Source organism: Streptomyces sp. BoleA5 (genome assembly GCF_000373665.1).
Lineage (GTDB): Bacteria > Actinomycetota > Actinomycetes > Streptomycetales > Streptomycetaceae > Actinacidiphila.
In genome coordinates this window covers 246,493-258,655 of the sequence record NZ_KB892102.1, presented here as the reverse complement: position 1 = coordinate 258,655, position 12,163 = coordinate 246,493, and the positions used below count along the sequence as shown (strand labels likewise).

Genomic DNA, 12,163 nt, shown 5'->3' with positions numbered 1-12,163 from the left:
CGCGCGGCTACCGTGCTGCTGGCAGATCGTCTGACCGGCGAGAGGGCTGAGTCGTGCTGACCACTACGCACCCCCCGTAGGTACCTCTGGAAAGCCCAGAGGGCCCTACGGAGGCTCTCAATGTCCCGAACCGTCCGCACGACTCCCAGGCAACTCCGTGTTCAAGACGGCACTTCGGAGTCCATGTCCCTGTACGACCTGCGCTACACGCACGCCGAACTGGCCCAAGCCGCCCGCCAAGGCCGTCGCCCGGCCCCGACGAAGACGCTGCGCCGGATCACCTCCTGGCAGTGGATGGTGCTCTACTGCAGAAATGGGTCATTCTCCACCGAGATCGCTACGGCTGAAGGCCGGGCCCGGCTCCAGGGTCGACTCGAAGCCCAGCGGATCCGCGGACTGCACCACGGCGGCCACGACCTTGACGACGTAGATATTCCTCCGGTCCGCCACCGTCACGGCGGGCTCTGGAATGCTTGGTAGACACAAAGCGTCCAGGACTGATCGGCGCGTGCGAGCGCAGGAAGTGCCTATGGCAGGCCAGCCATAGGGCTTGCGCCTTTCTTTCTCGTACGTGATCGGCGAGCGGTCTAAAACTGTCGTGGCTGCGATGTCACCGTGGGTTCAAATCCCACACTTCCCGCAGTAGGCCGGCGAGGGCGCTGGACAGGAGGGGCGCCCCAAGACACGGGGGCGCCCCTTCTTCGCGCCCGGAGGCAGTGTGCTTCCCACCGGCTCCCCGTGCGATCGGGCACGTCAGGGGCATGGCTTGGGATGGAGTTCACGTACCCCGCGTAGGCTATTGCGGGATGAGGTCGCCCGCACGGTAAAGGACGGGACCCGGGGTGCGGACAGGGTCGTCTGCCTCATCCATCTGACTTCGTCGCGGTACACACCCAGTTTGGAAGACTGAGGCTGCGGACCACTGCTGAGCTGTGCGGATGCCGACCTCGGCGTACCGTCCCGGACGACCGTGATTCCCCGTGACTCCCCGCAGCTCCCCGCCCGTTCTGGCACGAGAGTGGCACGGCCTCCGAGCTGGCTCGCCCCGCAAGGAAATCTCAGCTCCGTACGATCATGGTGATGGCAATCGGCAGGGCCACTATGCCCCCCAGGGCGAAGAGACTCCCGAGGAAGCGGAGGAAGCCGGGACGTACGGTCCGTACTGCAGCTTGCCGCTGCGAGCTTTGGGCGAGTCCACTGGCGACCAGGGCTTGGAAACGAGCCGATCCCTTCTTGGTCGCCAAGGCGACGCCGCCAATGAGAGCCAGGATTCCCCAGATCAAAAGGAACGGTCCGGGACTGGGCTCGGCCTGGCCGGCGAGAAGCAGCATGCGACGCATTCTTCATCCGCAGCGTGATGCGGGTCAACGGCGCTTCGGCAGGCCGGTGGAGCGGCTTTGGGCGGGAGCTGCCATGGGGCGAGAGAGTGGGGCCCCGTAAGCTTGCGGCGAGTCGGGCAGTCTGTGGACCTGCCCGTAAAGCACGACGTTGGGGCCCCGCTCTTCGAGGCTCGCCCCATGGTGGCTGCCTAAGCTTGAATTTTAAGGTTTCCCCTCAACCCTGAGGGCCGAGGGGAAACCTTAAAATTCAAGCTAAAGCCGTGGAACCGGCCGGCCCCGGCCTCGACGGTTCTGACCTCGTGCCTTCGGGCCTATCCTGCGGGCGCGTGGCGGCGGACGGCGCGCCGAGCGGGGCGAAGACTGGAGCGTGGGCGCGGCCGGACGTCGGCCGCGCGCCCGGCGGAGCGTGAGCGACGCCGGGTGTCTTGATGAAGTAGAGAAAGTCTTACCGCACAGGGATCGCTTCATGATCGTCTAGCGCAGCAGTCAAGATCACCTGAGGTCGAACCCTCAAGCCTCAAAGTGAGACTCGGCAACGACTCGGACGGACCGTCTTGGGCATGTGGGTCACCTCGTGACATGCGGGGGCCAACAGCCCTAGAGTGACGCGCGGTTGCTGCAGGTTGCGCGGGTCTTAACCGATCGGCGGTCCGGTGGCTGGCATCTAGGGGGATGAAGTGTTCGGTCCGGCGATTCCGGTGGCCGTCCTGTCAGGTTTTGTTTTGTGGGGCTCGTCGCGCATCCACCGGCGAGGCGGTGCCTTGCGTACGCGTGGAATTCGGACTAGCGCAACCTGCGTGAACACGGGAGCAGGCTCGGGCGGAAGCGTCCATCTCATGATTCAGTTCACGACGGATAGCGGCGAAGGCATACGAACCACGGTTGGCCCGTTCGACTTCCCGCCTGCCCGCGTGGGCGGTGCGCTGGACGTGGTCTACGATCCGCAGGACCCCGTCAACGTGACGACGCCGGACAGGGTGGGGAGCGGCAAAGTGGCGCTCAGTTTCGTCACGGGGTCCGCAACAACGCTTCTGCTCTCGTTCGGCCTACTCGTACTTGGCTAGCAGCATCTACGGCACAGACGTCCACCCTGCCAGCGAGTCAATGCCCGTGATGCTTCGGTAGTCCGGAGCCAACATCGGCGGAGATCAGACGTCTGCCGTCATGGCTGCGAATGTGTGGGACATCGCCGTCCAGGGCGTCGAGCAGTCGGACCGCGAAGAGTCGACACGGCCAAGGCCGTGCTCATGGTCCGGCGCTCGCAGGCAGAGATGCAGACCGGAGCCCTCTTCGACAAGGCGCCGAAGTCCGATGCCGGTATCCGGCCGGTCGCCTTCCCGAGTGAACTGCTGCCGGACGTTCAGCGGCACCTCGACACCTACGCCGGGCCCGGCCGGGACGGTCACGTCTTCCTCGGCCCCCGGGGTGGGCAACTGCGGCGGAGCAACTTCCGGGACGCCTGGATCCGCGCGCGGTCCAAGGCGGGCATCACGGCGGACGTGCACTTCCACGATCTCCGGCACACGGGGAACACCCTCGCCGCCTCCGGTGCGAGCCTGCGGGAGCTGATGACCAGGATGGGCCACAGCACTCCGCGTGCCGCGCTGATCTATCAGCACATGGTCAACGGTCGTGATCGCGAGATCGCCGATCGGCTTGGGTCGATGATCCGTAAGGCGCGAGGCGACGTGGACTCGTAGCAGCACGTTGTGGCACGGAAGTGGCACGGCCGTGGTCACGAGAAAGGGCCAGTTCCGGGGGATCAAGCCCCTGAACTGGCCCTTCGCCATGTGCCCCAGGCAGGATTCGAACCTGCGACACCCGCTTTAGGAGTTCATTCAAAGCTACATGCGCGCTGCCGCGTCGCTACTACAAGGGCTCAAGTCAGTCCCCTTGCTGCCGCCAAGGTCCTCGTGTGTACGGCACCGTTGCCGTCATCTTCTGCCGTCAGGAACCGTAGAGCGCCTGCATCCGGCCGACTGCTACGGCTTCGGCGGTCGGCTGTCGAGACGGGCCCGGCCTCAAGCCATTGAAGCTGCTGACGGTCGGATGAGTCATGAGCTTGGTGATCACAGGGATCGGCAGGCAGCCCAACCGGCTCTGAGCTGGTGGAACGGGGAACACAGGGAGCTGCATCGGGGCTCGTGGTGGGCCGTGACTGACCGCGGTTATCTGCCTGATCGGGCACGCATCGGGCACGGCCGTCGGCGCAGTTGCTGTCGGCGTGTAACGCGGAAGCGGCCCCACCGCGTGTAAGAGGTGACGTCAGACCACGAGAGGACACACGGTGAGGGAAGCACCCGCGGACTACCTGGAATTCGCAGTGGCCCGCAGCGGGCCTCTGTTCCGGACCGCCTGCCTGCTCACAGGCGACTGGCACCTCGCCGAGGATTTGGTTCAGGAAACCCTCGCCAAGATGTACCGCTCCTGGTGGCGGATCAGCCGTGCGGGAGCCCCGGTGGCCTATGCAGACACCGTGCTGGTGCGGAACTTCCTCTCCCAACGCCGACGTCGCAGTTCCACCGAGCGCCCCAGCGACCGGCTGCCCGACGTGGCCGAGCCGGCGCAGGACGCGGAGCTACGGATAGCCCTGCTGGATGGTTTGGCGCGGATGACGGCCAAGGACCGTGCCGTGTTGGTGCTCCGCTACTGGGAGGACCGCTCGGTGGAGGAGACCGCACAGGTCCTGCAGTTGTCGCCGGGAGCCGTCCGAGCCCGGAGCATGCGCGCCCTGCAACGGCTGCGCGCCCTGCTCGGCCATGAGTTGGCTGACCTGGCCGCATGACGCCTATGGCCTGGTGGCGCTCCGCGCTCCCGGGGCAAGACCGACGCCTAAACGAACGGAGATCCACCATGTCACTCAACGAGAACCTCGAGGAACGAGTGACCCGTGCCATGGACTGCGCCACCATCGAGTTTCCGCCTCACTCCGCCGATCTGGTACGGCGTTCCATCGCCCAGGGCCGGCGGATGCGGCTGTTCGGCTTCATCCGGATTGCCGTCGCGGTCTGTGCGGTGGCCATCATGGGCGGCTCTCTGCTGGCCGCGGACGTCTTCGGCATCCGCGGCGACGGCACGCCCGATCAGTTGAGGGCCGGCGCCCCGATGCACTCCGCGGAGCAGTCGCCCTCCCCGGGGACCTCGCCGGAAAGCGGGAACGTGGCCGTCATCCCCGCCGCACCGCCGTCGAGCCCGGTCCCGTACCGGACCCCGATGCATGCGGGGCAGCCGCTGGGCGAGGGCGAGGATTCCATGGCCGATCTGCCGCCCGCCGAGCGCGAGCGGCAGGAGGAGTTCCGGCAACGGGTGACTGCCACGCTGAACCGGACGCTGGGCGGCACTCTCGGTGAGATCCGTCCCTGGTCCGCACTCTCGATCCGCCTCTATCAGGCGGAGAAGAACGGGAGGAAGTACCCGCTGATCTTCTCGGTGCGGCCCGGGTACGAGCCGGCCGCGAAGGGCTGCCCGAGCACTCCTGTGGAGACGGTCACCTGCAATCAGGCCGTGCTGCCGGGCGGCATCCCGGCGGAGGCCGTGACCATTCCGATGGGTGAGGACGGGAAGACCCACTCCACGGATGTCACCTTCGCGTACGGGCGGAGCACGGTGATCCTTTCCGTGGCGCCCGACGCGGTCGCCGGGGTGTCGGCCCCGATTACCGGCGAACAACTGCTGGCGGTGGCGGGCGACAGTGAACTGCTGGAGCTCGTCCGGGAGGCGGACGAGCTCTCGGTGCTCAAGAACCGATAGGCCGGCAGCTGGCAGGCTGGCCCCTGTCGGCGCCGCCGGTGCACCAGCCGTCCGGCAAGCGCCGTCGCCGCACAGCCTTGCGGCCCCGTGCTCGGCGAGCGCGACGTACGGATCCGAGCTCACCTGCACATCGAAGACGGGGAAGTCCGCATCCTCAGAAACCCAACAGCAAGCAGGGCCGGTTCCCTCAGTGAGGAAATCGGCCCTGACCTGCAATTTTCCGGAGTCGGAGTGACGGGATTTGAACCCACGGCCTCTTCGTCCCGAAGCAATGGGAGCGTCTGTGTGACCTGCGGCCGGACCGCCGGTGACCTGCACGTACTGTCCGCGAGCGTCCGTGGTTGTGCGCCCCTGTTCGGGGTCGTTGTAGCGCAGTTAGACACTCAGTCGATGCTTGCGCCGTGCCTAATCCGTATTGCTGACAGGGCCGGGCTGAGCCTCGTCGTGGCAACATGCTGGCATGCCGAGTTTCGCAAGCAGTGGCGATCTTACTGAGGCGATCGAGGACGGTCTGTCGCCTTCGTGGTCCGTGCGAGCCGCTGCTGGCCCGCGACTCGCCCCGCACGCGGGAGTGGCGTCCGCCGCGGCCGTTCTGGAACGCCTGTTGCTGGATCCAGAAAACACGTTCGTGACCAGGGTTACGGCAGAAGCCCTGCTGAGGCAGGGGTCGTTGGCTGCGGTGCGGCTTGTGGCCCGTGCTGTCGCTCGCGCTGATGACAACCATGGCGATTGGTTGCAGACTGCCGCGCACGATGTGGCCTGGCCGCCAGGTGAGGCGGGTCGTGGCGTTTCGGCTGCGTGCGCTGCTCTTGCCGACGATCTGGATGGGGCCGTCCGCCGTGGTGCCGCGGAAGTCGCGGAATGGGTCCGCACGTAGCCGACAGCGCTCGCTTGCAGAAGATCCCCAGTTTGGAAGACTGAGGCTGCGGACTACACCCCACCTGGGCGGACGCTGACCTGCGATAACGCGGTGCTGTCACTGCTGTTCCCCGTGGCTCCCCGTTCGGCACCGCCTCACCTGGCACGGCTGTGGCACGCCCGTGCTCCTGTCGTCCCAGCAGTGCTGCTCCGGCCGCACCTCTAGCCCGACGGCCTCACGACGGCGAATTTGGCACTCATAGTCGGACCGAGATGGCCCACGAGGCCGTATCCAGGCTGATCTGGCCACGGCAGGTAGTAGAGGAACCAGGCGATTGTCTCAGTTACTTCGGGGATGTCCCGTTGTAGCTGATCCTCCAAGAACCGCAGTGTGGCGCGCCAATCAGACTCGGCATCTCCTCCCAGGAACGAAGTGACGGTTTCGTGAGCGACGTCCCAGAAGAACACGATCGGCAGGATGCCGTCCTCATTGAACACATGCGCGTCATATAGGTCCTCGAAGCCAGGCACGCCGGCCACAAAGTCCTGCACCAACTGAACGTCCTGGTCCATGCTGTCCGATCTCCTGGGCGCACAGCATAGGGCGGAACGGCTTGCACGCTGCCACACGGCCGGTGTGGAGAGGCTTTGGGCTGGAGCTGCCATGGGGCGAGAGATCGGGGCCCGTACGCTGGCCGCGAATCGGGCTGGCTCCTCAATAGCCCGATGTGGGCCCCGATCTTCGAGGCTCGCCCCATGGTGGCTGCCTAAAGCATCGGAGCGCCGGCCGCCCCAGCCACCGCGGTTCTCGCCTCATGCCCTCGGCCTACCTATGTGGGCGCGCGGCGGCGGACGGCGCGCCGAGCGGGGCGAAGACAGGAGCGTGGGCGCGGCCGGACGTCGGCCGCGCGCCCGGCGGAGCGTGAGCGACGCCGGGTGTCTTGATGAAGTAGAGAAACTCTTACCGCGCTACTGCCTCAGTGTCGCGAGGCTGCCTCGGTTGATCGCGATATGCGTGGCGAGGTCGACCAGTGAGCACTCGATCTGAGCGTTCGCGATCGGCTTGGAGTCCGTGATGTCTGGCGTTGTTGCGCGGTAGTCCGAGGGGGCGATGCCCCATGCCTCGATGAGGCTCCAGCCGGCCTGGACCACTGCGGTATGCCCGTCTGTGGAGGAGACGCGCAGCCATGCTGTGCACTGGTCTGAGCTTGACGTTTAACCTCGCAGGTCACTCGACCTGCTGATCTGCGGTTTTTCCCGGGACAGTGAGGGCGGCCGTTCTCCACCCTTCGAGATGTCGAGTCACGAAGCACGAGAGAACGGCCGCTGCCCATGAGTCTCCCCGCCGATGCGCCCGCAGGTGAGGCGTTGGACGTGTTGTCCCGCTTTCGGGTCGAGTTCTACGACTGCTTGTACGCTCGTGCGGACACGCTCTTCGAGCTCACGGACGCGGTGCTGTGCGCGGAGGGGCCGGTGAAGTCGCTGGTCGAGCTGTCGTTGGCGGCCGAGCACCGGCGCGGGCACGGCGCCCTATACGCCGCGTTGGACCGGGGCTGGCTGGAGCCGGTGCGGTTGCGGCGCGCGCTGGCCGGCCTGCCGCTACCGAAGGCGGCCGACGGGCGCATCGTGCTGGCCGTGGACGTCAGCAACTGGCTGCGTCCTGATGCCCCCACCAGCGACGACCGGCTGTTCTGCCACGTCTACGGACGCGGTGACCGCAGCACGGACCAGTTTGTGCCTGGCTGGCCGTACTCTTTCGTCGCCGCCCTGGAGACCGGCCGCACCTCCTGGGTCGCGCTGCTGGACGCTGTCCGCCTCGGGCCCGCCGACGACGCGACCGCCATCACGGCCGCCCAACTCCGCGACTCGGTCCAGCGGTTGACACAGGCCCGGCACTGGCAGCCAGGTGATCCCGAGATCCTGATCGTGATGGACTCCGGCTACGACGTCACCTACCTCTCCCACGCCCTGGCAGACCTGCCCGTCGTCCTGGTCGGCCGACTGCGCTCGGATCGCGTGATGCTCCGCGACCCCGGCCCCGCCCGTTCCGGGCCGAAGGGCGGCCGGCCCCGCCGACACGGCGGCGTCCTCACCTTCGCCAAACCCGACAGCTGGCACGAACCCGAGATCACCACCGTCACGGACACCACCCGCTACGGCAAAGCCGAGGCCAGAGCCTGGGACAGGATGCACCCCAGACTCACCCACCGCGGCCCCTGGCTGAACCACGCGGAGGACGAACTGCCCATCTTGCATGGCACGTTGCTCCGCCTGAAGGTCGAACGTCTGCCGGGCGACCGCGACCCGAAACCGGTCTGGCTGTGGTGCTCGGCCACCGCCGCCACGCCGGCGGACGTGGACCGCTGGTGGCAATCGTTCCTCCGCAGATTCGATCTCGAGCACACCTTCAGGCTCATGAAACAGACCCTCGGCTGGATCGCGCCGAAGGTCCGCCACGCCGACAGCGCCGACCTGTGGACCTGGCTCATCATCGCCGCCCACACCCAGCTCCGCCTCGCCCGACCCCTCGCCGAAGATCTGCGCCGGCCCTGGGAACGTCCCGCCGCACCACGCCGCCTCACCCCCGCCCGGGTGCGGCGGGGGTTTCGCAACGTCCGCGCGACCACGGCCCGTCCGGCGGCCGCACCGAAACCGTCCGGCCGGGACCCGGCAGGCCTCCTGGCTCGAAGAACAAGCAGCGCGCCAAGCGCCACGACGTCGGCAAGACGGTCAAACGCGCCGAGTCGATCAAGGAACACAAAGCTCAGCGAGGTTAAACGTCAAGCTGAGTAGCCGTTGCTCTACCGGTCATGGTGAGCGTGGGTTCGAGTGTGGCTTCCCGGGTGGGTGATCTTCCGGCCGAGTACGCATGACAGCAGGGCCTCCTGTGCAGCTCGGGGTTGTCGAGACCAACGAGCGCCCAGGAGGCCCTGTTGTCGCAGTTCTACGCCCTCGCGTCGGCTGGGTCCAACTCAGCCACTCTGCTGTGTGATTGTCTCGCGCACGTGTACGGCAACGCGGCCGATCGTCCGCACCGCGCCCGGCGGTATCCGTCGGATATGACGGACGTCGAGTGGGCGGTGGTGCGGGACCTGCTGCCGGTGCCGGGCTGGCTGGAGGGCAGGGGCGGACAGCCGGAGGGCTATTGCCACCGGCAGATGATCGACGCGATCCGCTACCTGGTCGCCGGCGGCATCACCTGGCGGGCGATGCCCGCGGACTTCCCCGCCTGGGACCGCGTCTACGCGTTCTGGCGGCGCTGGCGCGACCAGGGCCTGATCGGTGAACTCCACGACCGGCTGCGCGACCGTGTTCGCAGTGCCGAGGGACGCGATCCGGAGCCGACCGCGGGCGTCATCGACGCGCAGTCGGTCAAAGGGGCGGCGTCGGTTCCGGCCGCCACGCGTGGCTTCGACGCGGGGAAAAAGATCAACGGACGCAAGCGGCACATCGTGGTCGACACCCTCGGGCTGCTGCTGGCCGTCACCGTCACCGCGGCGTCGGTCACCGATCGCGAGGCCGGGCAGACACTGTTGGCCCGCCTGCGGCAGCGGCACTGGCGGATCACGCGGGTGTGGGCCGACGGCGGCTACACCGGACAGCTCGTCGACCTCGCCCGCAGCATCCTGCGGATCGCCCTGACCGTGGTCAAACGCAGCGACGACACCAGCGGGTTCACCGTGCTGCCCAAAAGGTGGCTGGTGGAACGCACGTTCGCATGGCTGATGCGCACCCGCCGCCTGACCCGCGCCTACGAGGCACGCACCGACAGTTCGGAGGCGATGATCCACTGGTCGATGAGCATGGTCATGAGCCGCCGCCTTGCGAAATGGGGACGCTGAACATCCCCGGATTCTGCTCGGCCAGCCAACCCCGCGCGACCAGGCGCTTGGCCTTCGACCGCACCCCCTCGACCTTCGCGGGCACCGGCTGGAGACCGAGAGCCACCGCGAGCTGCCGGCAGTCCATCGCTCCATCACCCAGACGGGACAGGCTCTCCATGATCCGCCGGTAGTCCGGCGCCAGCACCACGGCCTCCAGGCCGTCCCGCCACACCGGCACCACCGAACCGCGCACCGCACCCGCCACCGGCCGGTCGTCGGCCACCGCCACCGGTGCCTGTCGGCGATCACCCGGTTCCGCCAAGACCTGCCCGACCGTCTCACGAGCGATCACGAACCGCTCCCACACGGCCTCCGCCTCCCGCAACTCGGCCTGCAGCACCTCCACCCGCTGCCGGGCAGCACGCTCCCGCTCCTCCAACAGCCCCATCACCGAAGGCATCCGGCACCTCCACCCAAGAGACGACACGACACGTCATCCCTGCCGCCGAACCACCGACATCATGCCTGACCAGCGGAAACGCAGCGATCACCTGCGGAAAGACAACAGCTTCTTAGGGCTCGTCACTTGATCTTGTGGTCCTGAGCTGAAACGTCGATGCGTGGCCAGCAAGGCGTACGCGATACTCGGGCGATGGACAGCTGGGAGGGTTCTGCGACGCTCGAATGGTGGGCCAATCCGTCGACCTGCTTGGGGGCCTTCGGTGTGCGGGTCTCGGTCCGTGTTACCGGCGCGGAATGGACCTCTGATGCTGTCATCGATCCTCCCCTGACTGAGGACGACCAGGAGCTCTTCGGCTTTCTCATGGACCTCGATCCAGTCTTCACCCTGCGCTTCGACGCACGAGGCACGCTCATGGTCAACGTCGTGGCCGGGGACGGTACGGGCCTGATCCTAACCGCCTACGAAGCAAAGGCGGCCCAGCCACTCGGCTCGCGACAGGTTTGGTAGTGGTGGACCTTGTGGCACGCATGTGGCACGGCCGTGATCACAAGAAAGGGCCAGTTCCGGGGGGTCAACCCCCTGAACTGGCCCTTCGCCATGTGCCCCAGGCAGGATTCGAACCTGCGACACCCGCTTTAGGAGAGCGGTGCTCTATCCCCTGAGCTACTGAGGCGGAAGCGTGGGACAGCCTAGCGGATGCGGATCAGGGGTGTGCCGGCGATTGCTCCGGCCCCGGGGGGTGTGGCGCCGCGCCAGGGGTGTCAGCCGCAGGGCGGGCCGTCGTCGAGGTCGGCCGCGGTGAGGGCGGCGGTGAGGCGGTCGACGCGGGTGCGCAGGTCGTTGATCTCGTCCAGGCCGAGGCCCGTGGCCGCGGAGATGCGGCGCGGGATCTGGAGGGCCTTGTCGTGGAGCGCCGTGCCGGCCTCGGTGAGGTGGACCGTGACGGAGCGCTCGTCGTCGGCGGAGCGCTCGCGGCGGACGAGGCCGGTGGCCTCGAGGCGCTTGAGAAGAGGGGAGAGGGTGCCCGAGTCGAGGCGCAGGTGCTCACCGATCTTCTTGACCGGCAGGGCGCCGTGCTCCCAGAGCACGAGCATCACCAGGTACTGGGGGTAGGTGAGGCCGAGGTCCTTGAGCACGACGCGGTAGACGCCGCCGAAGGCGCGCGAGGCGGCGTGCAGGGAGAAGCAGATCTGGTTCTCGAGCCGGAGGTGGTCCCCGGCACGGGCGGGCGCGGTGGCGGTCATGGCTACAGGGTAGCTCGGCCGTCCACGTTTTAGTTGTGCACAACTCGATTGTGTGCTCTACTTGTCGTCAACGGGATCGCAACCGATCGAAAGAGGATGTCTCATGGACCCGCTGTACACCGCCGTCGCCACCGCCAACGGCCGTGACGGGCGTGCCGTCAGCTCCGACGGACAGCTCGACCTGGCGCTCGCCATGCCGCCGGCGCTCGGTGGCAACGGTCAGGGCACCAACCCCGAGCAGCTCTTCGCGGCCGGCTACGCCGCGTGTTTCGCCAGCGCCCTCGCCCTGGTCGGGCGGCAGGCGAAGGTGGACACCAGCGAGATCTCCGTGACGGCCGAGGTGACCATCGGCAAGGACGACACGAGCTTCGGCCTGGCGGTCGTGCTCCGCGCCGAGCTGCCGTCGGAGCTTGAGAACGAGGCCGGCCGCGCGCTGATCGAGCAGGCCCACCAGGTCTGCCCCTACTCCAAGGCGACCCGGGGCAACATCCCGGTCGAGCTCGTCGTGGAGTAAGCGGAGCAGGTATCGGAAAGTGTGGAAGGGCCCCGGGCGCGCGGTAGCGTCCGGGGCCCTTCCCGTGCGTGCGGGGCCGGTGGGGCGGGTGCTGCCAAGCGGCTCCGCGTCCGCCCCCGTTGCCTGTGACTCAGCTCACAAGCGGCGCCGAAATATCCGGGGAACGGCTC

The 12,163-nt window shown here is 67.5% G+C and carries 12 protein-coding genes, 1 tRNA gene and 1 pseudogene; 9 read left to right on the top strand and 5 right to left on the bottom strand.

From position 1 onward, the window contains the following. The first annotated feature begins 183 nt into the window (after positions 1-183). Positions 184-480 carry a hypothetical protein gene (locus B085_RS49360; protein ID WP_158689756.1) on the top strand — a complete coding sequence of 99 codons (297 nt, stop codon included), beginning with the start codon at positions 184-186 and terminating at the stop codon, positions 478-480. A 578-nt stretch (positions 481-1,058) separates the two neighbouring features. Here the strand turns inward: B085_RS49360 and B085_RS0117795 are convergent. Continuing rightward, a complete protein-coding gene (locus B085_RS0117795; RefSeq protein WP_018559923.1) occupies positions 1,059-1,331 on the bottom strand; it encodes a hypothetical protein in 273 nt (90 codons plus the stop codon). An 845-nt stretch (positions 1,332-2,176) separates the two neighbouring features. Here B085_RS0117795 and B085_RS51940 point away from each other — a divergent pair. The 4 genes from B085_RS51940 (at position 2,177) to B085_RS0117775 (ending at position 5,090) form a co-directional block, all read left to right on the top strand. Then, positions 2,177-2,404 carry a hypothetical protein gene (locus B085_RS51940; RefSeq protein ID WP_018559922.1) on the top strand — a complete coding sequence of 76 codons (228 nt, stop codon included), beginning with the start codon at positions 2,177-2,179 and terminating at the stop codon, positions 2,402-2,404. Positions 2,405-2,587: 183 nt separating this feature from the next. Then, positions 2,588-3,040 carry a tyrosine-type recombinase/integrase gene (locus B085_RS0117785; protein WP_078619952.1) on the top strand — a complete coding sequence of 151 codons (453 nt, stop codon included), beginning with the start codon at positions 2,588-2,590 and terminating at the stop codon, positions 3,038-3,040. Positions 3,041-3,627: 587 nt separating this feature from the next. Beyond that, entirely contained in the window at positions 3,628-4,125 is a 498-nt protein-coding gene (locus B085_RS0117780; protein ID WP_018559920.1) for a SigE family RNA polymerase sigma factor, read from the top strand. 68 nt (positions 4,126-4,193) lie between these two features. Continuing rightward, positions 4,194-5,090, top strand: coding sequence for a hypothetical protein (locus tag B085_RS0117775; protein WP_018559919.1), 897 nt, complete (start codon positions 4,194-4,196; stop codon positions 5,088-5,090). A gap of 1,080 nt (positions 5,091-6,170) precedes the next feature. Here the strand turns inward: B085_RS0117775 and B085_RS0117770 are convergent. Continuing rightward, the gene (locus B085_RS0117770) at positions 6,171-6,521 is read right to left on the bottom strand and encodes a hypothetical protein (protein WP_018559918.1); all 351 of its coding nucleotides are present in this window, start codon (positions 6,519-6,521) and stop codon (positions 6,171-6,173) included. Between the two features lie 759 nt (positions 6,522-7,280). Between B085_RS0117770 and B085_RS42780 the strand changes: the two are divergent. Beyond that, a pseudogene (locus B085_RS42780) lies at positions 7,281-8,725 on the top strand (NF041680 family putative transposase). Positions 8,726-9,007: 282 nt separating this feature from the next. Beyond that, complete coding sequence (locus tag B085_RS0117755) at positions 9,008-9,790, top strand: IS5 family transposase (RefSeq protein WP_018559916.1); 783 nt, start codon at positions 9,008-9,010, stop codon at positions 9,788-9,790. Here B085_RS0117755 and B085_RS0117750 read toward each other — a convergent pair. Next, positions 9,756-10,232 (bottom strand): hypothetical protein, encoded by a 477-nt coding sequence (locus tag B085_RS0117750; RefSeq protein ID WP_018559915.1) that lies wholly within the window; start codon positions 10,230-10,232, stop codon positions 9,756-9,758. The two genes, B085_RS0117755 and B085_RS0117750, sit on opposite strands and share 35 nt — an antisense overlap. A gap of 192 nt (positions 10,233-10,424) precedes the next feature. On the opposite strand from B085_RS0117750, the gene B085_RS0117745 reads away from it, so the two are divergent. Further along, positions 10,425-10,742, top strand: coding sequence for a hypothetical protein (locus B085_RS0117745; RefSeq protein ID WP_037731908.1), 318 nt, complete (start codon positions 10,425-10,427; stop codon positions 10,740-10,742). Positions 10,743-10,835: 93 nt separating this feature from the next. Here the strand turns inward: B085_RS0117745 and B085_RS0117740 are convergent. After that, positions 10,836-10,908: transfer RNA gene (locus tag B085_RS0117740), tRNA-Arg, on the bottom strand. Between the two features lie 88 nt (positions 10,909-10,996). Next, entirely contained in the window at positions 10,997-11,479 is a 483-nt protein-coding gene (locus B085_RS0117735) for a MarR family winged helix-turn-helix transcriptional regulator (protein ID WP_018559913.1), read from the bottom strand. Positions 11,480-11,582: 103 nt separating this feature from the next. On the opposite strand from B085_RS0117735, the gene B085_RS0117730 reads away from it, so the two are divergent. Next, the gene (locus B085_RS0117730) at positions 11,583-11,993 is read left to right on the top strand and encodes an organic hydroperoxide resistance protein (RefSeq protein WP_018559912.1); all 411 of its coding nucleotides are present in this window, start codon (positions 11,583-11,585) and stop codon (positions 11,991-11,993) included. Positions 11,994-12,163 lie beyond the last annotated feature (170 nt).

Excerpts from the sequence above, each read along its gene's own strand:
- B085_RS49360 (WP_158689756.1), top strand. The coding sequence starts at position 184 with ATGTCCCTGTACGACCTGCGCTACACGCACGCCGAACTGGCCCAAGCC.
- B085_RS0117795 (WP_018559923.1), bottom strand. The coding sequence starts at position 1,331 with ATGCTGCTTCTCGCCGGCCAGGCCGAGCCCAGTCCCGGACCGTTCCTT.
- B085_RS51940 (WP_018559922.1), top strand. The coding sequence starts at position 2,177 with ATGATTCAGTTCACGACGGATAGCGGCGAAGGCATACGAACCACGGTT.
- B085_RS0117785 (WP_078619952.1), top strand. The coding sequence starts at position 2,588 with ATGGTCCGGCGCTCGCAGGCAGAGATGCAGACCGGAGCCCTCTTCGAC.
- B085_RS0117775 (WP_018559919.1), top strand. The coding sequence starts at position 4,194 with ATGTCACTCAACGAGAACCTCGAGGAACGAGTGACCCGTGCCATGGAC.
- B085_RS0117770 (WP_018559918.1), bottom strand. The coding sequence starts at position 6,521 with ATGGACCAGGACGTTCAGTTGGTGCAGGACTTTGTGGCCGGCGTGCCT.
- B085_RS0117755 (WP_018559916.1), top strand. The coding sequence starts at position 9,008 with ATGACGGACGTCGAGTGGGCGGTGGTGCGGGACCTGCTGCCGGTGCCG.
- B085_RS0117750 (WP_018559915.1), bottom strand. The coding sequence starts at position 10,232 with ATGCCTTCGGTGATGGGGCTGTTGGAGGAGCGGGAGCGTGCTGCCCGG.
- B085_RS0117745 (WP_037731908.1), top strand. The coding sequence starts at position 10,425 with ATGGACAGCTGGGAGGGTTCTGCGACGCTCGAATGGTGGGCCAATCCG.
- B085_RS0117735 (WP_018559913.1), bottom strand. The coding sequence starts at position 11,479 with ATGACCGCCACCGCGCCCGCCCGTGCCGGGGACCACCTCCGGCTCGAG.
- B085_RS0117730 (WP_018559912.1), top strand. The coding sequence starts at position 11,583 with ATGGACCCGCTGTACACCGCCGTCGCCACCGCCAACGGCCGTGACGGG.